The sequence below is a fragment of the Tepidimonas charontis genome (assembly GCF_007556685.1).
GTDB classification, from domain to species: domain Bacteria; phylum Pseudomonadota; class Gammaproteobacteria; order Burkholderiales; family Burkholderiaceae_C; genus Tepidimonas; species Tepidimonas charontis.
In genome coordinates this window covers 1-20736 of record NZ_VJON01000028.1, presented here as the reverse complement: position 1 = coordinate 20736, position 20736 = coordinate 1, and the positions used below count along the sequence as shown (strand labels likewise).

The window sequence follows — 20736 nt, the reverse complement described above, 5'->3', positions numbered from 1 at the left end:
GCTTGGCGCGCTCGGCGGGCCGGCGCGGCCCAGCCCGCCATCGCGGGGGCGTGATCAGGGCCCACCAGACCCCAATGGCCGGCCCGGACGGTGGGATCGGGCTCAGACCAGCCAGCGGCGCAGGCGCTCGATGGCCTCGTCCAGATCGGCGGGGGCGGTGGCGATGGAAAAGCGCACGAAGCGAGCGCCATCGGCTTGGCCGAAATCGGCGCTCGGCGTGGCCACCACGTGCGCGTGGCGCAGCATCGCGCGCACGAACTCCATGCTGTTGGTCACGCCGGCGCGCGCAAACAAGGCGCTGGCATCGGCCCATACGTAAAACGCGCCGTCCGGCGCCACCGGCACGGCGAAGCCCAGCGCGCGCAGCGTCGGCACGAAGGCGTCACGCCGCGCCGCGTAGTCGGCGCGGCGGCGTTCGAACTCGGCCAGGCTCTCCGGCTCGAAGCAAGCCAGCGCCGCATGCTGCGCCACCGCGCTGGCGCAGATATAGTGGTTCTGCATCAGCCGCTCGGCCGCCGGCACGAGCGACTCGGGCAAGACCAGCCAGCCCAGCCGCCAGCCCGTCATGCCGAAATATTTGGAAAAGCTGTTGACGCTGATGACATCGTCGCCCAGCGCCAGTGCGGTTTGGCCGTAGCGCGCCGCAAACGACAGGCCGAGGTAGATCTCGTCGATGACCAACGCGCCGCCGTGCCCCCGCACCACCGCCAGCAGCCGATCCAACGCGGCCGGCTCGATCGACGTTCCCGTGGGGTTGGCCGGCGAGGCCAACATCACGCCGCGCGTGCGCGGCCCCCAGGCCGCCTGGATCTGGGCGGCCGTGGGCTGGTAGCGCGTGGCCGCCGTGGTGGGCAGGGCGGTCGGCGTCACGCCCAAGCTGGCCAGAATCTGTCGGTTGCAGGGGTAGCCCGGGTCCGGCAGCAGCACCTCGTCGCCGGCGTCGAACAAGGCCAGGGTAGCCAGCTGCAGCGCGGCCGAGGCGCCGGCGGTGATGGCGATGCGCCGCGCCGGCACCGCTACCCCATGGCGCTGTGCATACCAGGCCGACAGCCGCTCGCGCAGCGCATCCAGCCCGAGCGCCGCGGTGTACTGGGTGCGGCCGGCGCGGATGGCGGCCTCGGCAGCGGCTTGCACCGGGGGCGGCGCGCCGCGGTCCGGCTCGCCGATATTCAGGTACAGCAGACGCGGCGCCCCCGGCGGCTGGGCGGCCGCATGCGCAGCGGCCTCCTGGGCCACGTGCATCACGAGGAAGGGCGCCACCGCCTGGGCGCGCGTGCTGGCAGGGGGAGCGGGGACCAGGGTTGTCATTTGCCGATGCAAAAGCGGGAAAAGATCACGCCCAGCAGGTCGTCGGCGCCGAACGCGCCGGTCAGGCGCGCCAGCGCTTCCTGCGCCAAGCGCAGCTCCTCGGCCAGCAGCTCCAGCGCCGGTGCGGGGCCCGCCAGCAGCATCTGCGCCGCCTGCACGTGGGTGCGCACCTGCCGCAAGGCATCGACGTGGCGTTGGCGGGCGCTAAACAGCCCCTCCGGCGTGTGGCCCGTCCAGCCCACCGCCTGCAGCAGCCGCTGGCGCAGCGCTGGCAAGCCCGCGCCGGTGCGTGCCGACAGCCGCAGCGGCGGCGCCGACGCCACGACGCCGTCCGCCGCGGCAGCCGGTGCTGCCCGGGCCTCGGTCTCGTCCACGGCGGCCGTGGCACCCACCGCATCGGCCTTGTTCCAGACGTCGATGACCGGCACGCGCGCCGGCAGCCGCGCGCGCAGCTCGGCGGCGATGGCGGCGTCGGCCTGCGCGTACGCGGGGTCGGCCGCGCGCGTGAGGTCGTGCACGAACAGCACGGCGTCGGCCGTCTCGATGCGCTGCCAGGCGCGCGCGATGCCGATGCGCTCGATTTCATCGACCTCGGCGCCATCGCGCAGGCCGGCGGTGTCGATCACGTGCAGCGGCACGCCCTCGATCTGGATGGCCTGTTGCACTACGTCGCGCGTGGTGCCGGCAACGGGCGTGACGATGGCCACCTCGGCTTGCGCCAGCGCGTTGAGCAGCGAGCTCTTGCCCGCGTTGGGCTGCCCAGCGATGACCACGTGCATGCCTTCGCGCAGCAACGCCCCCTGGCGCGTGCGCGCCAGCACCTCATCCAGCTGCGCCAGCAGCCGCGCCAGCCGTCCGGCGGCGTCGGCCTGTTGCAAAAAATCGATGTCCTCTTCGGGAAAGTCGAGCGTGGCCTCCACCAGCATGCGCAGGTGCACCAGGGACTCGTGCAGCGCCTGCACCGCTTGCGAGAAGGCGCCGCTGAGCGAGCGCGCGGCGCTGCGCGCAGCGGCTTCCGTACTGGCGTCGATCAGGTCGGCCACCGCCTCGGCTTGCGCCAGGTCCAGCTTGCCGTTGAGGAAGGCGCGCTCGGTGAATTCGCCCGGTTGCGCCATGCGCAGGCCCGGCAGGCGCGGCTGTCCGCTGCACGAGTCGGCTTCGGATGCCGCTTGCAGGCAGCGCTGCAGCAACAGCTGCAACAGCACCGGACCGCCGTGCGCCTGCAGCTCCAGCACGTCTTCGCCGGTGTAGGAGTGTGGTGCCGGAAACCACAAGGCGATGCCGTGGTCCAGCGCGCTGCCGTCCGCTGCCAAAAAAGGCCCATAGTGCGCGTATCGGGGCCGCAGGCTACGGCCCAGCAGCGGCGGCATCAACGACGCCAGTCCCCGTCCGGACAGACGCACGATGCCCACCGCGCCGCGCCCCGGGGCGGTGGCGACGGCAACGATGGGTTCGTGGTGGCGGGGCAGCATGCCGCAGGTCGCACGGGCGCAGGCGCGGCGTTCGGGCCGCGTCCGTTTACTTGAACGTGGGCAGGTTGAACTTCAGCGGCACGCCCATCTGATGGTTTATGACGGCCTGCTGCGCGATCGTCAAGATGTTGTTGGTGATCCAGTACAGCACCAAGCCAGCGGGAAAGAAGAAAAACATCACGCTGAAGATGAGCGGCATCAGCCACATCAGCTTGGCCTGCAGCGGATCGGGCGGCAGCGGGTTGAGCGCCGTCTGCACCAGCGTGGTCAGGGTCATCACCAGCGGCAGCACATAGTACGGGTCGGGGGAGGACAGGTCCACGATCCAGCCGATCCAGGGGGCGTTGCGCATCTCGACGCTGGCCAGCAGCACCCAGTACAGGGCAATGAACACCGGGATCTGGATCAGGATGGGCAGACAGCCGCCGAGCGGGTTGACCTTCTCGTCCCGGTACAGCTTCATCATCTCCTGCTGCAGCAACTGCGGCTTGTCTTTCAGGCGCTCGCGCATTTCCATGATGCGCGGATTGATCGCTTTCATCTTGGCCATGCTGCGGTAGGCACTGGCGTTGAGCCAGTAAAAGGCCGCCTTGATCAACACCACCAGGGCGACGATGGCCCAGCCCCAGTTGCCGACGATGGCGTGGATTTTGGCCAGCAGCCAGTACAGCGGCTTGGCCAGGATGGTCAACCAGCCATAGTCCTTGACCAGTTCCAGGCCGGGGGCCAGCGCTTCCAATACTTTTTCTTCTTGCGGGCCGACATAGAGCTGCGCGTCGAAGCGGGCGTGCTCGCCCGGCGCCACCGTCAGCGTGGGGCCGATCTGGCCCACCGCGTACAGGCCATCGACCTTGCGCACGAAGTTCTCGCGCTCCACACCGGCCGGCAGCAGCCAGGCGGTGACGAAGTAGTGCTGCACCATCGCCACGTAGCCATCGCTGGCGCGGGTCTGGATATCGATCTTGCCCTTGTCGATATCGTCGAAGCCGACCTTTTGGTACTTGGCCGCGTCGCTATACACCGCCGGGCCGGTGAAGGTGGAGTAAAACGGCGTTTCACTGCCAGCGTGCAGGCGGTCACGCAGCAGCTGCTGGTATACGCGCGCCTGCAACGGAGCCTGGCCCACGTTGACCAGTTCGTGTTGCACCCCGATGGCGTAGCTGCCGCGCTGCAGTGTCAGCGTCTTGCGCAGCACCGCGCCGCCGATCGGCACCGACTCGAAGCGCAGCGTCAGGGTCTGCTGTCCGTCGGCCAGCGTCAGCGCCGCCGGATCGGCCGGCTCGACCAGGCGCATCGGCGTCTTGTGAGTGGGCAGGGCGCCGTTGCCGACCACCCCGCTTTGCGCCACGTAGGTGCGACCGTCGCTGTCGGTGAGCAGTTGCAGCGGCGTGAATTGCTGGCGCAGCGCCTTGCCGGTTTCGGCCGCGTGGCGCAGCAGGCGCGCGCCCACCAGCGAGGCGCCTTCGCTGTCGATGGTCAACTCCAGGACATCGGTGCGCACGCTGTGGCGCTCGCGCGGTGGCAGCGCGGCGGCCGGAGCCGCGCCGGTGGCCGTCGCATTGGCCGGGGTCGAGGTGGCGATGTCGGCGACCGGCACACTGGCGTCGCCGTCACGGCGTGGCGCATCGCTGGCTGCCGGGCGGGCCGGGCTGCTGGCCGAGGGAAAGAAGGTGGCTGGCTGGCCGTTGTAAACCTGCCAACGATCCCACAACAGGATCATCGAAAAGCCAAAGATCACCCACAGGATGGATCGGCGAATGTCGCTCATGTCGAAGGGGGGTGTCGGTCGAGGAAAGAAAACAGGCGCGGTGGCGCGGAGGGCACCGGATCACAGCCACCCGCACACCAGGGGTGGCAGCGCAGCAGCCGCCGCGCCGCCAGATAGGTGCCGGCCGCCGCTCCATGGCGTTGCAGGGCTTCCAAGGCGTAGGCCGAGCAGCTGGGTGTGAAGCGGCAAGACGAACCCAGCCAGGGGCTCAGCAGCAGGCGGTAGCCCTGCACCGCGGCGATGAGAACGCGCGCAGGCAGCGCGCGCAGGTGCACGCCCAAGCGCTGCCACCCTGTCTCTGCCGCCGAGGGCATGGCGGGCGGATGCCCGGCGCTGGTGCCCTTCGGTACCACGGTGGCGGGCGCCGTCGTCCGGCCACTGCGGCAGGCGCCGGAGGAAGGAGGGCGGGGTATGCGTGCCATGGTACGGCCACAGGCAGTCAAGCGACCTCGCCGCGTTCGAGCGCCGCGCGCGCAGACGACGCGGTGCGGCGCGCATCAGCGCGCGCAACGCCCGCCGTGCCCGAGCCGTCCAGCGCCGACGGCAGACGGCGGCCGCTGGCCAGCCACTGGGGCAGGCGCACCCCGAGCAGCTCCCGCAGCTCGGCGCGCACGGCATGGCGCAAGGCGGCCGAGGTCGCGCTCGGATACTCGGCGGGCGCGAAGGCTCGCCGCAAGCGTACCAGCCAGGCACCGGGGGGCAGGGGCCATTCGGCCGCCGCCGCAGCGATCTGGCGCTTGAGGGTGTTGCGGGTGACGGCGCGGCGCGCCCACCGTTTGGGCACCACCGCCCCCAGCCATGGGCCGGGGCCGGTAAACAGGGGCCGACCGCGGGATCCCTTCAGGCCAGCGGTGGCCAGACCGTGCAAGGCGAAATGGGCCGTGTGCACCAAGGCTGGACCACGCAAGAGGGCCTGAAACTGGGCGCGCTGCTGCAAGCGCTGGGGCACGGTCCGCGCCGCAGACACGGGTTCGGGCCGAGGCGGCTCGCGCACCTGCGTCGCGCGCCGGCTCAGACGGCCAGACGCTTGCGGCCCTTGGCGCGGCGCGCGTTGATGACGGCGCGGCCCCCGCGGGTCTTCATGCGCACCAAAAAGCCATGGGTGCGCGCGCGGCGGATCTTGGAGGGTTGGTAGGTGCGTTTCATGAGTGCAGCCCCGTTTTCGCTATTTGACAAACCGCGCATTATCGCAAAAGCGCGCCGGCCTGCCAACTCCGCGGGTAGGTCCAGCCGGGGTGTGGATAAGTGGGCGGCGGCCGCTACAATCCCGCCGACGATGTGCCGTCGTGCGCCCGTCCGATTCCCTTCCCGCCCATGAGTTCTTCGCGTTCCCTGTCCGATGCGAGCGCCGCCGACGTGCGGCCGCCCCAGGCGCCGGCCGACCTCTGGGCGGCTTGCGTCGAGCGGCTGGCCCAGGAGCTGCCGCCGCAGCAGGTCAATACCTGGATTCGGCCGCTGCAGGCGCGCGTGACCGATGGCGGCACTCGGGTGACGCTGGCGGTGGCCAACCGTTTCAAGCTGGACTGGGTGCGCGCCCAATATGCGGGCAAGATCAGCGCGGTGCTGCAGGCGGTGGCGGGCCAGCCGGTGGCTTTGGAGTTGGTGCTGACGCCGCGCGAAGTCGCCGCGCGTCCGGCCGCGGGCGCCCCGGCGGCGGCTGCCCTGCGTGCTGTGGATGCGGCACCGAGCCGCACCGAAGCGCTGCTGCGACCGCTGCCCGAGCCGGCTGCGGAAACGCCGCAGCACACCCATCGGCTCAATCCAAGTTTGACCTTCTCCACGCTGGTGGAGGGCTCGGCCAACCGGATGGCGCGTGCCGCGGCCATGCACGTGGCTGCCAGCCCGGGGCAGCTCTACAACCCGCTGTTCATCTACGGCGGCGTGGGCCTGGGCAAGACCCATTTGGTGCATGCCATCGGCAACCAGTTGTTGGTCGAGCGGCCCGAGGCCAAGGTGCTCTACATCCACGCCGAGCAGTTCGTCTCGGACGTCGTCAAGTCGTATCAGCGCAAGACCTTCGACGCCTTCAAGCAGCGCTACCACAACCTGGATTTGCTGCTGATCGACGATGTGCAATTTTTTGCCAACAAGGAGCGCACGCAGGAGGAGTTTTTCAACGCCTTCGAAGCGCTGCTGGCGAAAAAAAGCCACATCGTCATGACCAGCGACACCTACCCCAAGGGGCTGACCGACATCCACGAGCGCTTGGTGTCACGCTTCGATTCGGGGTTGACGGTGGCCATCGAGCCGCCGGAGTTGGAGATGCGCGTGGCGATTCTGATCAGCAAGGCCGCTGCCGAAGGCACCGTCCTGCCAGAGGACGTGGCGTTTTTCGTCGCCAAGAACGTGCGCTCCAACGTGCGCGAGCTCGAAGGCGCGCTGCGCAAGGTGCTCGCTTATGCGCGCTTCAATCAGCGCGACATCTCGATTGCGCTGGCGCGCGAGGCACTCAAGGATCTGCTGTCGATCCAAAACCGCCAAATCAGCGTCGAAAACATCCAAAAGACCGTGGCCGATTTCTACAAGATCAAGGTCGCGGATATGTACTCGAAAAAGCGGCCGGCCAACATCGCGCGGCCGCGCCAAATCGCCATGTATCTGGCCAAGGAGCTGACGCAGAAGAGCCTGCCGGAGATAGGCGAGCTGTTCGGCGGGCGTGACCACACCACCGTGCTGCACGCGGTGCGCAAGATCGCCGCCGAGCGCCAGACCCACAGCGAACTCAACCAGCAGCTCCACGTGCTGGAGCAGACCCTGAAAGGCTGACACGCATGATCGTCTTGCAAGCGACCCAGGAGCGGCTGCTGGCCGCGCTGCAGTCGGTGGCCGGTATCGTCGAGCGCCGCCATACCCTGCCGATTCTGGCCAATGTGCTCATCCAGCGGGTCGGGCCGCTGACCCAGCTGACGACCTCCGACCTGGAGATGCAAATCCGCGCCACCGCCGATCTCGGGGGCGAGGAGGCGCCGTTTGCCACCACCGTGGGCGCGCGCAAGTTGATCGATATATTGCGCACGCTGCCGGCCGAGCAGCGCGTGACCCTGGAGTCCAGCGGTGAGCGGTTGACGCTGAAGGCCGGCAAGAGCCGCTTCACGCTGCAGACCCTGCCCGCGCACGATTTTCCGCTGGTGCAGGAGTCGCCCACCTATGGGCCGACGTTCGCGGTGCCGCAGCAAACGCTCAAGCACCTGTTGGCGCGCGTCTCGTTCGCCATGGCGGTGCAAGATATTCGCTACTACCTCAATGGCATTTTGTTCGTCGCCGAAGGCTGCACCCTCACCCTGGTGGCCACCGACGGGCACCGCTTGGCGCTGGCCAGCGCCGAGCTCGACAGCGAGCTGCCCGCCCGCCAGGAGGTCATCCTGCCGCGCAAGACGGTGCTGGAATTGCAGCGCCTGCTGTCCGACCGCGAGGGCGTGCTGCAGATGCGCTTCGCGGCCAACCAAGCCAAGTTTGCGCTCGACGGCATGGAGTTCGTGAGCAAACTGGTCGAGGGCAAATTCCCCGACTACAACCGCGTCATTCCGCGCACGCACCGCAACGTGGTGGTGCTCGGGCGCGCCCCGCTGCTGGCGGCGCTGCAGCGCGCCGCCATCATGACCAGCGACAAATTCAAGGGGGTGCGCCTGCATCTGGAGCCGGGCTTGCTGCAGGTGGCGGCCAACAACGCCGAGCAGGAAGAAGCGATCGATGAGCTCGACATTGAATACAGTGGCGATGTCATCGACATCGGCTTCAACGTCAATTACCTGACCGAGGCGCTGGCCACGATGGGACAGGAGCACGTGCGCGTCGAGCTGCAGGACGGCAACGCCTCGGCCCTGATCACCATTCCGGGCGACGAACACTTCAAATACGTCGTCATGCCCATGCGCATTTGACGGCGCTTTTTCCGATTGCGACATTCCTCCATGACAGATGCTGCACAGACCCCCGCGCCCGGCGCGGGTTACGGCGCCGACGCGATCCAGATCCTGGAAGGGTTGGAAGCGGTGCGCAAGCGCCCGGGCATGTACATCGGCGACACGTCCGACGGCACCGGTTTGCACCACCTGGTCTTCGAGGTGGTGGACAACTCCATCGATGAGGCGCTGGCCGGGCACTGCGACGACATCGTCGTCACCATCCACACCGACAACTCGATCAGCGTGGTGGACAACGGGCGCGGCATTCCCACCGGCATCAAGTGGGACGACAAGCACGAGCCCAAGCGCAGCGCCGCCGAAATCGCACTGACCGAGCTGCACGCCGGCGGCAAATTCAACCAGAACAGCTACAAGGTCTCGGGCGGCTTGCACGGGGTGGGGGTGAGCTGCGTCAACGCGCTGTCGCGCTGGCTGCGCCTGATCGTGCGCCGCGACGGCAAAGTGCATGTACTCGAATTCGCCCGCGGCGTGGTGCAAAACCGGCTCATCGAGCGTGCCACCGCCCCCGACGGGCAGGTGGTGGAGGTCTCGCCGATGCGCGTCATCGGTGTCACCGACAAACGCGGCACCGAGGTGCACTTCCTGCCCGACACCGAGATCTTCAAGGAAAACCACGATTTTCACTACGAGATCCTGGCCAAGCGGCTGCGCGAGCTGAGCTTTTTGAACAATGGCGTGCGCATTCGCCTGCTCGATGAGCGCAGCGGCAAGGCCGACGACTTCTCCGGCGCGGGCGGCGTCAAAGGCTTCGTCGAATTCATCAACGCCGGCAAAAAGGTGCTGCACCCGACGGTGTTTCACGCCAGCGGCGCACGGCCAGCCGAGAGCTACGGCGGCATTCCCGGCACCGAGATCGGCGTCGAAGTGGCCATGCAGTGGAACGACGGCTACACCGAGTCGGTCCTCTGTTTCACCAACAACATCCCGCAGCGCGACGGCGGCACCCACCTCACCGGCTTGCGCGCGGCCATGACGCGCGTCATCGGCAAGTACATCGAGGCCAACGAACTGGCCAAAAAAGCCAAGGTCGAGGTCAGCGGTGACGATATGCGCGAGGGGCTGTGCTGCGTGCTCTCGGTCAAGGTGCCCGAGCCCAAATTCAGCAGCCAGACCAAGGACAAGCTGGTTTCGTCGGAGGTGCGCGCGCCGGTGGAGGACATCGTCGCCAAGGCGCTGACCGAATATTTGGAAGAACGCCCCAACGACGCCAAGATCATCTGTGGCAAGATCGTCGAGGCCGCGCGTGCGCGCGAAGCCGCACGCAAAGCGCGTGAGATGACGCGCCGCAAAGGCGTGCTCGACGGCCTGGGGCTGCCCGGCAAGCTGGCCGACTGCCAGGAAAAAGACCCGGCGCTGTCGGAGATCTACATCGTCGAGGGCGACTCCGCCGGCGGCAGCGCCAAGCAAGGGCGCGACCGCAAGTTCCAGGCCATCTTGCCGCTGCGCGGCAAGATCCTCAACGTCGAAAAAGCCCGCTACGAAAAACTGCTGTCCAGCAACGAGATCCTGACGCTGATCACGGCGCTGGGCACCGGCATCGGGCGCGCCAGCGACGACGAGGGCGGCCGCGGCAAGGGCGGCGCCGACGATTTCGACATCAGCAAGCTGCGCTACCACCGCATCATCATCATGACCGACGCCGACGTCGATGGCGCCCACATCCGCACCTTGCTGCTAACTTTCTTCTATCGCCAAATGCCCGAGCTGGTCGAGCGTGGGCACATCTACATCGCCCAGCCGCCGCTATATAAAGTCAAGGCGGGCAAGGAAGAGCTGTACCTGAAGGATGACGCGGCGCTGGATGCCTTTTTGCTGCGTGTGGCGCTGAAGGACGCGAGCCTGCACACGGGCGACGCGCAGGGAACCGTGCTGGCCGGTGAGACCTTGGCGGAGCTGGCGCGCCAACATCAGGCGGCGGAGTCCGTGATCGCGCGCCTGTCGGCCTTCATGGATGCCGAGGCCCTGCGCGCCGTCGCCGATGGGGTGGCGCTGAACCTGGACGACATGGACGCCGCCGCCGACAGCGCCGCTCGGCTGCAGGCCGCGCTGCGCGCGGGCGACGGCAGCGCGGCGCCCGCCGAAGTCAGCGCCGAGTTCGACGCCCGTGCCGACAAGCCGCTGCTGCGCATCCGCCGCCGCCATCATGGCAATGTGCGCGCCAGTGTCATCACGCAGGACTTCGTGCATGGCGCCGATTACGCCGTGTTGGCCGACGCCGCCCGCGCCTTCACCGGCTTGCTGGGCGAAGGGGCCAAAGTGGTGCGCGGTGAGGGTGAGCGCGCGCGCGAGGCCGCCGTGCGCGATTTCCGCAGCGCCATGCGCTGGCTGCTGGCCGAGGCCGAACGCACCACCAGCCGCCAGCGCTACAAAGGTCTGGGCGAGATGAACCCCGAGCAGCTGTGGGAAACGACGATGAACCCCGAGGTGCGCCGCTTGCTGCAGGTACGCATCGAAGACGCCATCGAGGCCGACAAGGTCTTTTCGATGCTGATGGGCGACGAGGTCGAGCCGCGTCGCGTCTTCATCGAGAGCAACGCGCTGCGCGCGGCCAACATCGACGTGTAGAAGGCGTGGGCGGCTGCAGCACACACGGGGCCCCGATTCGTGTGCGGCGCAGCGCGCCGCGCCCTTGCCCAGGAGGGGATTGCGATGTGGCATCGCAGCGTTTTTACCGTGCCCAAGATGGATTGCCCATCCGAGGAAAACCTGATCCGCATGGCGCTGCGCGATCTGCCGCAGGCGCGTTTGACGTTCGATCTGGCGCAGCGTCGCGTGACGGTGCTGCACACCGGGCCGGCGCAGGCGGTGCTACAGCGCCTGACCCCGCTGAACCTGGGCGCTGCCCTGGTCCACACCGAGCCGGCGGTCGGCGAGCCATCGCCGGGCACCCACGCCGACGCCACCGAAGCGCGCGTGCTGTGGACGCTGTTGGCGATCAACGCGATGATGTTCGTGCTGGAGATGGTCGTCGGCCTGCTGGCACAGTCCACGGGGGTGCTGGCCGATGGCATGGATATGTTTGCCGATGCGGCCGTCTATGGGGTTGCCCTGTATGCGGTGGGCCGCAGCGCCGCCCACAAAATGCGGGCGGCGCATCTGGCCGGCTGGCTGCAGGGGGCCCTGGCCCTGTTGGCCTTGGCCGAGGTGGTGCGGCGCGCCGTGCTGGGCAGCGAGCCGGTGTCGGTCCTGATGATGGCCGTGGCCACCTTGGCTTTGGCGGCCAATGTGGCCTGCCTGTGGCTGGTGGCGCGCCACCGGGGGCTGGGCGTGCACATGAAGGCCAGCTACATCTTCTCCGCCAACGATGTGCTGGCCAATCTGGGGGTGATCGTGGCGGGGTTGCTGGTGGCGTGGACGGGCTCGGCACTGCCCGATCTGATCGTCGGAACGGTGATCGGCCTGATCGTGCTCGATGGTGCGCGCCGCATTCTGGCGCTGCGTTGAGCATCATCTCACCGGCTCTGGAAAGCATCCGCGTCGCGCTTGCGGCGCCGACCGTTGGCCAGCGGCTTGGGGTGTCGCATTCGTTTCAATATTTGTTGAAATGTTGTATAGTGCTGCCGTGCGCGATGAAGCCCATGTCGTCCAAGCCCTGGCCGCGCTGGCCCAGCCCGTGCGTTTGCGTGCCTTTCGCACGCTGGTCATGGCCGGTCCCGACGGTTTGACCCCCGGGGCGTTGGCCGACGCGCTGCAAGCGACGCCCAGTGCGCTGTCCTTCCATTTGAAAGAGCTGCTGCACGCCGGGTTGGTGACGCAGCAGCGGCAGGGGCGTCATCTGATCTACCGCGCGGCCTTCGACACCATGCAGGCGCTGCTGGCTTACCTCACCGAAAACTGCTGCCGAGGCCAGCCGTGCCCCGTCGCCGATGTCCGCCTTCCCTGTCCGTGTTGATCCATCACCCGCCCCTGGAGGAGTCCGCCATGAAGCGCTTTCACGTCCACCTGCACGTGCGCGATTTGCAACAAAGCATCGCCTTTTACTCACGTCTGTTCGACGCTGCGCCGGTACGCGTGGAGCGCGACTATGCCAAGTGGATGCTCGACGATCCGCGCCTGAATTTCGCCATCTCCACGGGTGGCGGCACGCCGGGGGTGGACCATCTGGGCTTCCAAGTCGATGACGCGTCGGAGCTGGGTGAGCTGAAAGCGCGCGCCCGAGCCGCCGACATGGCCCTGCTCGACGAGGGGGCGACGACCTGTTGCTACGCCCGCAGCGAGAAGCACTGGGTGACCGATCCGCAGGGCATCGCCTGGGAGCACTTTCACACGCTGGCCGACATCCCTGTGTTTCGGGAAGCGCCGGCATCGGCCCACGGCGGCAGCGCGCGCTGTGCCGATACAGCGGCGAGCGCAGCCGCAAGGGAGGCGGCCGCGTGCTGTACGCCGGGCCACACCCACACACGTGCGTGCTGCGGATGACGGAGCGCACCATGACCCACCGCCCGTGTCACGTTCTGTTCTTGTGCACGCACAACGCCGCGCGCAGCATCCTGGCCGAGGCGCTGCTCAATCACCTGGGCCAAGGACGCTTTCGGGCGTTTTCGGCCGGCAGCAGCCCGCGCCCGCAGCAGCAGCCGCACCCGCTGGCGCTGGCCGTTCTGCGTGAGGCCGGCATCGCCACCGATGGCTTGCGCAGCAAGCACTGGGACGAGTTCGCGGCGCCCGGTGCACCGGCGATGGACCTCATCATCACCGTCTGCGACGACGCCGCCGGCGAAGTCTGCCCGGTGTGGCCCGGCCACCCGGCCACCGCTCACTGGGGGTTTGCCGATCCTTCCGCGGGCGACGCGCCCGATGAGGTGAAATATCAGGCTTTTCGCACCACGCTGCAGCGCATTCGGCAGCGCATCGAGGAGCTGGTGTCGCTGCCCGTCGAAACCCTGACGCCGGCTGCTTTGCAAGAGGCCGCGCGCGCCTTGGCTCGGAGTTGACAAGCCCATGAGTGCCCAATGTGAAGTCACGGCCAAGCAGGCCAGCGGCGCGCCGATGAGCGTGTTCGAGCGCTTCCTGACGCTGTGGGTGGCGCTGTGCATCGTGGCCGGTGTCGCGCTCGGGCAGGCGCTGCCGGGCGTCTTTCAGGCCATCGCCCGGCTGGAGGTGGCACAGGTCAACCTGCCGGTGGGCCTGCTGATCTGGGTGATGATCATCCCGATGCTGGTCAAGGTCGATTTCGGCGCGCTGCACCAGGTACGCCAGCATGTGCGCGGCATCGGCGTGACGCTGTTCGTCAATTGGCTGGTCAAGCCGTTTTCGATGGCCTTGCTGGCCTGGCTGTTCGTGCGCCAACTCTTTGCCGCATGGCAGCCCGCCGAGCAGCTCGACGCCTACGTGGCCGGCTTGATCCTGCTGGCAGCCGCCCCCTGCACGGCGATGGTGTTCGTCTGGAGCCGCCTGAGCGGGGGCGACCCGCTTTTTACCCTGTCGCAAGTGGCGCTCAACGACACCATCATGGTATTTGCCTTTGCCCCCTTGGTGGCCTTTTTACTCGGCTTGTCGGCCATCACGGTGCCGTGGGATACGTTGCTCGTGTCGGTGGGGCTGTATATCGTGGTGCCGGTGATCTTGGCCCAGCTGTGGCGGCGGCGGCTGCTGGCGCGCGGGCCACAGGCGTTCGATGCGGCCATGCGCCGCATCGGCCCCTGGTCGATCATAGCGCTGCTGGCCACACTGGTGTTGTTGTTTGCCTTTCAGGGCGAACAAATCTTGCGCCAGCCGCTGGTCATCGCGTTGTTGGCGGTGCCGATTCTCATCCAGGTGGCGTTCAACTCGGCGCTGGCCTACGGCCTGAGCCGTTGGGTCGGCGAGGTGCACGCGGTGGCTGCGCCCTCGGCGCTGATCGGGGCCTCTAATTTTTTCGAGCTGGCGGTGGCCACCGCGATCAGCTTGTTTGGTTTCGAGTCCGGCGCGGCGCTGGCCACCGTGGTAGGCGTGCTCATCGAGGTGCCGGTGATGCTGGCGGTGGTGGCGCTGGTCAACCGCAGCCGGCGCTGGTATGAGGCGGGGTTCCGTTCATCGCCGGCCTGAGCGATTGCGGGAACTTTGGCGGTGCTGCCGGTTTCGAAACAGGAAAGCGTTACGTTTTACGTGTACCGCGAAGTCGCCTCGGTCCGGTGGTTGCACGGGCCGATGGCACAGCCGCCGGGGCGGTTCTCCTCCTCCCTCCCTCCTCCTGTTGTCTCGGCGGGGGCTTCGCGGTACCTTTTTATTCAGGCCGGCGGCAGCGTTTCGGCAAAGCTTGGACGTTGCTGCAGCCGCTCGTGCAGTCGGGCCAGGTTGGGGTAGGCGCTGCGCCAGTCGATGTCGGGGAAGCGAAAATCCAAATAACCCAGGGCCACACCGACGGCGATGTCGGCCAGCGTCAGGTGGATGCCATGGCAGTGGGGGCGGTCGCCCAGTCCCAGGCTCATCGCTTTGAGGGCCCGTTGCACCGTCTCCAGTTGACGCTCGATCCAGGCGGCCGAGCGCTCGTGCGCGGCGCGGCCCGTCCAGGCCTGCTCCAGCCGGGCGGAGACCGCCGCGTCCAGCAGACCGTCGGCCAGCGCTTCCCAGGTTTTGACCTCCAGCCGCTCACGGCCGCTGGCCGGTATCAGTTTGCCCACGGGCGACAGGGTGTCGAGGTATTCGACGATGACGCGTGAGTCGAACACCGCTTCACCGCCTTCCATGACCAGGCAGGGGACCTTGCCCAGCGGGTTGACCTCGGCCACGGGTGAGTTCGGCGCCCAGGGGTCGGCCTGCACGAATTGGCATTCCAGCTTTTTCTCAGCCATCACCACGCGCACCTTGCGCACATACGGGCTGGTTGGGCTTCCGATGAGTTTGAGTTTCATGGTCGTGTTGGCGTGTCCCGCAGGGCTTCGATTGTAGGGGCGAGTGCGCACGCCCCTACAATCGCGGCACTATGCGAGCCCACCCTGACGCCTCTCTTGCGCCCGATGCGGCGCTGACCGCTTTGTCGCCGCTGGACGGGCGCTATGCCCCGAAGCTGACGGCCCTGCGCCCGATCTTCAGCGAATACGGCTTCATGCACCGCCGCGTGCAGGTGGAGCTGACGTGGTTCGAACGCTTGAGCGAGCTGGGGTTGCCACAGTTCCCCGCGCTGTCGACGGCCGCGCGCGCTCATCTGCGGCGCGTGGTGCGGGACTTTTCGCCCGCCGACGCCGCCGCCATCAAGGCGATCGAAAAAACCACCAACCACGACGTCAAGGCGGTGGAGTACTGGATTCGCGGCAATGCCGAGCTGGGGGTGCCCGGCGTCTTTGCCGGCTGGCCCGAGTTGCAGCGCGCCGGTGAATTCGTGCACTTCGCCTGTACCAGCGAAGACATCAACAACACCAGCCACGCCTTGCAGCTGCAGGCTGGCCGCGCCGTGTTGCTGCAAGGGTTGGACGCCGTCGTCGCGCGACTGCGCGCGTACGCCCACGCCTGGGCCGAGCAACCAATGCTCAGCCGCACCCACGGGCAAACGGCCAGCCCCACCACGGTGGGCAAGGAGCTGGCCAATGTGGTGGCGCGGCTGCAGGCCGCGCGCGAGCGCATCGCCGCCGTGCGCCTGCTGGCCAAGATGAACGGGGCGGTGGGCAACTACAACGCTCATGTGGCGGCTTGCCCGGAGGTGGACTGGGAGGCCTTTGCGCGCAGCGTGGTGGAGACCCCGGCGCCGACGGCGGACACACCAGCCGAGGTGCCGATCGGCCTGGGGCTGACGTTTCAGCCCTACAGTATCCAGATCGAGCCGCACGACTACATGGCCGAGCTGTTCGACGCCGTGGCGCGCAGCAACACCATTCTCATCGACTTGGCGCGCGACATCTGGGGCTACATCAGCCTGGGTTACTTCCGGCAAAAGCTCAAAGCGGGCGAAATCGGCTCCTCGACCATGCCGCACAAGGTCAACCCGATCGATTTCGAAAACGCCGAGGGCAATCTGGGCCTGGCCAATGCGCTGCTGCGTCATTTGTCGGAGAAGCTGCCGATCAGCCGCTGGCAGCGCGATCTGACCGACTCGACCGTGTTGCGCAATATGGGGGTGGCGCTGGGCCATACGGTGCTGGCGCACCAGTCGCTGCTGACCGGTCTGGGCAAGCTCGAATTGAACCCGCCGGCGCTGGCCGCCGATCTGGAGGCGGCCTGGGAGGTGCTGGCCGAGCCCATTCAGACCGTGATGCGTCGCCACGGCGTGCCCGGGGCCTACGAAAAGCTCAAGGACATCACGCGCGGGCAGCAGGTCACGGCCGAGGCGCTGCACGCCCTCATCGACGATCTGCCCATTCCCGAGACCGACAAGGCGCGCCTGCGTGCCTTGACGCCGGCGGCCTATACCGGGTTGGCATCCGCGTTGGCGGCGCGCGTCTGAGCGCGGTTTTCCAGCGCGCGCTCGGCGTACACGTTGTAGCGCCAGGCGCTGCCGTCAAGGGTGATGCGGCGCCAGACGGCGCGCTTTTCGCCGGGGGTCATGGCAGGCCAGCGCGTGACCTCGTCGTGTGTGCGGCCACAGCCTTTGCACACGGGGTCGCCTTGGTTGGTGGAGCAAATGGCGATGCAGGGGGTATCGGGCGTGGTGTCGTACCACGCTTTCCAAGCCGCCCAGGCGGCGCGCGGCATGGTGTGTTCGTCGACTTCGTCTTCGCGGTAGTACGCCATCAGCGCATAGACCTCGGCCAGCGCGCGCAGCTCGGGCCCGAGGGTGACGCCGTCGACCGACGGCGTGCGGGCGCGCCAGTAGTTGATGGCGGCCTCGATATCGGTGATGTGAATGCCAGCCATGGGCGCGATTGTGCCGTACCGGTCGTTGGCCGCGTGGCGCCGATGCCGCGACTTGCCGTTCCTCGATCCGAACGACGGACGGCTCACCGCTGGCGCTGGCGGGCCTCGTCGGCTTCGGCCTGCAGCAGGGCCTGGGCGTGGCGTGCGCGCGCATCCAGAATGGACAGCTCCATCAGATCGCGCTCGCCGCGCGCCTGTGCCAGCCGCTGGGCGGCGCGAAAGCGCTCCAGCGCGCCCTGTGGATCGAGGCGAGCCAAGTGCGCTTCGCCTTCGGCACGCGCGGCGGCCACCGGCCGGTTCAGGGTGTGCAGCAGACCCGCCAGGGTCAACCAGGCACTGCCATCGTCAGGGTGCTCGACGCACCAGGCTTGCAGGCGGGCTTGCACGCGCGCCGGCCAGCCGTCGCCGGCGAAGGCAGCGGCGCGGGCGGCGAGCAGGAGGCTGGCGCGGCTGCCGTCGGCCACGGCGGCCTCCAGGGTTTCGCCAACGCGGGGTGGTGTCAGGTCGGCCAGCGCGGCGGCATTCGCGGCCGCGAGGCCAGTGGGCGGCTCGATGGCCCCCGGGCGCGACGTCGCGCCCGCCGGCGCCGTGGCCAGGCTGGCTGCCACCTCCAGGTGCAGCTGACGGATGGCGCGCTGGGCGGTGGGGTCGCGGGCGGTGGCCTCATACAGTTCTGGCAGGGCGCGTGCGGCAGCGGCTGGGTCGCGCAGCAGCGCCGCCGCCAGCGCCTGCGCATAGGTGCGGGCGGGCCCGCTGCCGGTGCCCGCGGCGTGGGCGCGCAGGCGGTCGGCGGCGGGGTCGGCCAGCACCGCCGCGCGCGCGGCCGCGAAGGCGTGCAGCAGCGGCGAGACCATCGTGGTCGAGGGGGCGGCAGGCAGCGTCAGCGGCAGGCGCGCGCGCAAGTCAGCCAGGCGCTCTGTGGTCAGCGGATGGCTACGCAGATAGGGGAAGCTGCCATCGTCGTTGAGGCGCGCCGCCTGCAGTAGACGCTCGAACATGCCCACGAAGCCTTGTCCATCGAATCCGGCGCCCAGCAACACGGCCAGACCGACGCGGTCGGCCTCGCGCTCCATGTCGCGCGAGAAGTTGAGCTGGCTCTGCGCCGCCACCGCCTGCCCGCCGGCGATGGCGGCGCTGGCGATGTCGGTATTGCGGGCGGCGCTGGCGGCCAACGCCCCCAGAATCATCGCCGCCAGCACCAGCGGGGCCTGCTGGCTCTGGCGGCTGAGCAGCCGGGCGATGTGGCGCTGCGTGACGTGGCTGAGCTCGTGCGCGAGGACGGAGGCCAGTTCGTCGGCGCGGGTGGTGACGGCGATCAGCCCGAGGTGGATGCCGAAGTAGCCGCCGGGCAGGGCGAAGGCGTTGATGGTGCGATCGCGTCCGAGCAACAGCCGCCACGCGAAGCGCTCGGCCTGTTCGTCGGCCAGCTCGCCGCGCTGGCGCGCCGTGCGCCACAGCGGCTGAAAGAGGGTCTGCAGATAGTCGTCCAGCACCGGGTCGTCCACATAGGCCGGGTCGCGGTAGAGGCTGCGCGCGATGTGGTCACCCAGGCGCCGCTCCTCAGACAGCGTGAGGTCGCCACCGTCGCCCAGCGCCGGCAGCGGGTTGGCCTGCGCCATACCCGCCGACAGCGTCGCGCCCGCGCCCATGGCCGACAGCGCCCATGGCTGCAGGGCGCGCGCCACCGGCAGCGCAAAGGTGCTGCGCAGCGCGCCTGCCAGCCAGTGGCGACGCGAGCATGCCATGGGCTGCCAGCGCGCCGGGGGCGATTCGGGGCTCGCGCCAGGCGCGGCACTGTCGGCGCGCACGGCGCGGTTTTCAGGCAAGGCAGAGTGCATGGGCGGTATGATCTCACCAACGCGGCAAGATTCATTGCGGCGCACTCGGCTGCCTGCATGGTTGGCGCAGTCTGCGGGGGCGTGCCGCCGCCGCGGTTGGCGACGCGTTCCGTTGTTGATGCATTATGCGTGATCCCTCTTCCCCAGCTTCCCCGCTCGACGCCGCCGCGCCGCCAGCGGCGGCGTCGCCGCTGACGCATTTCGACGCCCATGGTCAGGCGCACATGGTGGATGTGGGCGCGAAAGCGGCCACGCACCGAGTCGCGGTGGCCGAAGGGCGCATCAGCATGCAGCCCGCCACGCTGGCGCTCATCGAGCAGGGTTCGGCCAAGAAGGGCGATGTGCTGGGCGTGGCGCGCGTCGCTGGCATCATGGCGGCCAAGCGCACCAGCGAGCTGATCCCTTTGTGCCACCCGATCGCGCTGACGCGCGTGGCACTGGATTTTGCGCTGGAGCGTGAGCGCAGTGCGGTGCGCGTGCAGGCCACGGCGGAGACGGTGGGCCCCACCGGCGTCGAGATGGAGGCGCTGACGGCGGTGCAGGTGGCGCTGCTGACGATCTACGATATGTGCAAAGCTGCCGATCGCGCCATGGTGATGGGCGACGTGCGGCTGCTGGAAAAGCGCGGCGGCAAATCCGGCCACTTCGTGGCGGCGTGAGCCGCCCGGGCCGGCGCCGCATCTATCCCCGCCGCAAGGCGCGCACCGTCGCTCAGTAGGTGTAGACCCCACGGCCGGTTTTGCGGCCCAGGTAGCCGGCGGCCACCATTTCCTTCAGAAGGGGGCAGGGGCGGTACTTGCTGTCGTTGAATTCGGCGAAGTACACGTTCATCACCGCCAGGCAGACGTCCAGCCCGATCATGTCGGCCAGCGCCAGCGGCCCGATCGGGTGGTTGCAGCCCAGCTTCATGCCGGCGTCGATGTCTTCCGGGCTGGCCAGCCCCTCGGCGAGGACGAAGAAGGCCTCGTTGATCATCGGCACCAGGATGCGGTTGACCACGAAGCCGGGCGAGTTTTTGACCGTGATCGGCGTCTTGCCCAGGCGCAGGGCCAGCTCGCGCACCGCGTCGTGGGTGGCGTCGCTGGTCTGCAGGCCGCGGATGATTTCCACCAGCGCCATCATCGGCACCGGGTTGAAGAAGTGCATGCCGATGAAGCGGTCGGCGCGGCCGGTGACGGCGGCCAGTTGCGTGATGCTGATCGAGCTGGTGTTGGTGGCCACCAGTGTCTCGGGCGCCAGCAGGCCGTCGAGCTGGCGCAGGATTTTGATTTTGAGCTCGAGGTTTTCGGTGGCGGCTTCGATGACGAGCTGCGCCCCCTTCAGGTCGTCATAGTTGGTGGAAGGGCGAATGCGCGCCAGCGCGGCGTCTTTGTCGGCGGCGCTGAGCTTGTCTTTCTTGATCAGCCGATCGAGGCTGGCGCCGATGGTGGCCAGGCCCTTGTTCAGCGCGGCGTCGCTGATGTCGACCATGACGACGTTGAGCCCGGTGGTGGCGCAGACCTGGGCGATGCCGTTGCCCATGGTGCCGGCGCCGACGATGCCGACGGTGTCGATGTGCATGGGAGAACTCCTCTCAGGGTGGAACGTATGACGCCGTCATTATGCGGCGCTGCAAAAAGCGCGTTCGCCCCGATGACGTGGCCGGGGGGGGGGGGGCG

General features: G+C 68.4%; 20 protein-coding genes. 10 read left to right on the top strand and 10 right to left on the bottom strand.

Going from position 1 to position 20736, the window contains the following annotated elements:
- Positions 1 to 102: 102 nt before the first annotated feature.
- The 6 genes from Tchar_RS08850 to rpmH all read right to left on the bottom strand — a co-directional run bounded on the left by Tchar_RS08850 (position 103) and on the right by rpmH (position 5694).
- A complete protein-coding gene (locus Tchar_RS08850) occupies positions 103 to 1308 on the bottom strand; it encodes a pyridoxal phosphate-dependent aminotransferase (protein ID WP_144328706.1) in 1206 nt (401 codons plus the stop codon).
- A complete protein-coding gene (gene mnmE, locus Tchar_RS08845) occupies positions 1305 to 2780 on the bottom strand; it encodes a tRNA uridine-5-carboxymethylaminomethyl(34) synthesis GTPase MnmE (RefSeq protein ID WP_144328705.1) in 1476 nt (491 codons plus the stop codon). Before mnmE ends, Tchar_RS08850 begins: the two co-directional genes overlap by 4 nt.
- Positions 2781 to 2826: 46 nt before the next feature.
- The gene (gene yidC / locus Tchar_RS08840) at positions 2827 to 4548 is read right to left on the bottom strand and encodes a membrane protein insertase YidC (RefSeq protein WP_144328704.1); all 1722 of its coding nucleotides are present in this window, start codon (positions 4546 to 4548) and stop codon (positions 2827 to 2829) included.
- A complete protein-coding gene (yidD, locus tag Tchar_RS08835) occupies positions 4545 to 4862 on the bottom strand; it encodes a membrane protein insertion efficiency factor YidD (RefSeq protein WP_144328719.1) in 318 nt (105 codons plus the stop codon). The genes yidC and yidD overlap by 4 nt, the downstream gene beginning before the upstream one ends.
- 125 nt (positions 4863 to 4987) lie before the next feature.
- Entirely contained in the window at positions 4988 to 5515 is a 528-nt protein-coding gene (locus tag Tchar_RS08830) for a ribonuclease P protein component (protein WP_236640405.1), read from the bottom strand.
- A gap of 44 nt (positions 5516 to 5559) precedes the next feature.
- Positions 5560 to 5694, bottom strand: a complete 135-nt coding sequence (rpmH, locus tag Tchar_RS08825) for a 50S ribosomal protein L34 (protein WP_006299042.1) — start codon at positions 5692 to 5694, stop codon at positions 5560 to 5562.
- A 168-nt stretch (positions 5695 to 5862) separates the two neighbouring features.
- On the opposite strand from rpmH, the gene dnaA reads away from it, so the two are divergent.
- From dnaA to arsB, 8 genes are all read left to right on the top strand, one after another.
- On the top strand, positions 5863 to 7314 hold the full coding sequence (gene dnaA / locus Tchar_RS08820; RefSeq protein ID WP_144328702.1) for a chromosomal replication initiator protein DnaA: 1452 nt from the start codon (positions 5863 to 5865) through the stop codon (positions 7312 to 7314).
- Between the two features lie 5 nt (positions 7315 to 7319).
- Complete coding sequence (dnaN, locus tag Tchar_RS08815) at positions 7320 to 8429, top strand: DNA polymerase III subunit beta (protein ID WP_144328701.1); 1110 nt, start codon at positions 7320 to 7322, stop codon at positions 8427 to 8429.
- Positions 8430 to 8459: 30 nt separating this feature from the next.
- Positions 8460 to 11039, top strand: a complete 2580-nt coding sequence (gene gyrB / locus Tchar_RS08810; RefSeq protein WP_144328700.1) for a DNA topoisomerase (ATP-hydrolyzing) subunit B — start codon at positions 8460 to 8462, stop codon at positions 11037 to 11039.
- Positions 11040 to 11123: 84 nt separating this feature from the next.
- Positions 11124 to 11918, top strand: coding sequence for a cation transporter (locus Tchar_RS08805; protein WP_144328699.1), 795 nt, complete (start codon positions 11124 to 11126; stop codon positions 11916 to 11918).
- 100 nt (positions 11919 to 12018) lie between these two features.
- Positions 12019 to 12366, top strand: a complete 348-nt coding sequence (locus tag Tchar_RS08800) for an ArsR/SmtB family transcription factor (RefSeq protein WP_144328698.1) — start codon at positions 12019 to 12021, stop codon at positions 12364 to 12366.
- Between the two features lie 29 nt (positions 12367 to 12395).
- Positions 12396 to 12893 carry an ArsI/CadI family heavy metal resistance metalloenzyme gene (locus Tchar_RS08795; protein ID WP_144328697.1) on the top strand — a complete coding sequence of 166 codons (498 nt, stop codon included), beginning with the start codon at positions 12396 to 12398 and terminating at the stop codon, positions 12891 to 12893.
- A gap of 11 nt (positions 12894 to 12904) precedes the next feature.
- Positions 12905 to 13405 (top strand): arsenate reductase ArsC, encoded by a 501-nt coding sequence (locus Tchar_RS08790; protein WP_144328696.1) that lies wholly within the window; start codon positions 12905 to 12907, stop codon positions 13403 to 13405.
- Positions 13406 to 13412: 7 nt separating this feature from the next.
- On the top strand, positions 13413 to 14498 hold the full coding sequence (arsB, locus tag Tchar_RS08785; RefSeq protein WP_144328695.1) for an ACR3 family arsenite efflux transporter: 1086 nt from the start codon (positions 13413 to 13415) through the stop codon (positions 14496 to 14498).
- A gap of 182 nt (positions 14499 to 14680) precedes the next feature.
- Here arsB and Tchar_RS08780 read toward each other — a convergent pair whose 3' ends face one another.
- Positions 14681 to 15304, bottom strand: a complete 624-nt coding sequence (locus Tchar_RS08780; RefSeq protein ID WP_144328694.1) for a glutathione S-transferase N-terminal domain-containing protein — start codon at positions 15302 to 15304, stop codon at positions 14681 to 14683.
- A 71-nt stretch (positions 15305 to 15375) separates the two neighbouring features.
- Here Tchar_RS08780 and purB point away from each other — a divergent pair, with 71 nt between their 5' ends.
- Positions 15376 to 16830, top strand: a complete 1455-nt coding sequence (gene purB / locus Tchar_RS08775) for an adenylosuccinate lyase (RefSeq protein WP_144328693.1) — start codon at positions 15376 to 15378, stop codon at positions 16828 to 16830.
- Here purB and Tchar_RS08770 read toward each other — a convergent pair.
- Entirely contained in the window at positions 16791 to 17240 is a 450-nt protein-coding gene (locus Tchar_RS08770; RefSeq protein WP_144328692.1) for a DUF3717 domain-containing protein, read from the bottom strand. The genes purB and Tchar_RS08770 overlap by 40 nt on opposite strands.
- A gap of 83 nt (positions 17241 to 17323) precedes the next feature.
- A complete protein-coding gene (locus tag Tchar_RS08765) occupies positions 17324 to 18889 on the bottom strand; it encodes a M48 family metalloprotease (RefSeq protein ID WP_144328718.1) in 1566 nt (521 codons plus the stop codon).
- A gap of 314 nt (positions 18890 to 19203) precedes the next feature.
- Here Tchar_RS08765 and moaC point away from each other — a divergent pair, with 314 nt between their 5' ends.
- Entirely contained in the window at positions 19204 to 19737 is a 534-nt protein-coding gene (gene moaC, locus Tchar_RS08760) for a cyclic pyranopterin monophosphate synthase MoaC (protein ID WP_144328691.1), read from the top strand.
- Between the two features lie 52 nt (positions 19738 to 19789).
- Here the strand turns inward: moaC and Tchar_RS08755 are convergent, their stop codons facing one another.
- The gene (locus Tchar_RS08755; RefSeq protein WP_144328690.1) at positions 19790 to 20638 is read right to left on the bottom strand and encodes a 3-hydroxybutyryl-CoA dehydrogenase; all 849 of its coding nucleotides are present in this window, start codon (positions 20636 to 20638) and stop codon (positions 19790 to 19792) included.
- Between the last annotated feature and the right edge of the window lie 98 nt (positions 20639 to 20736).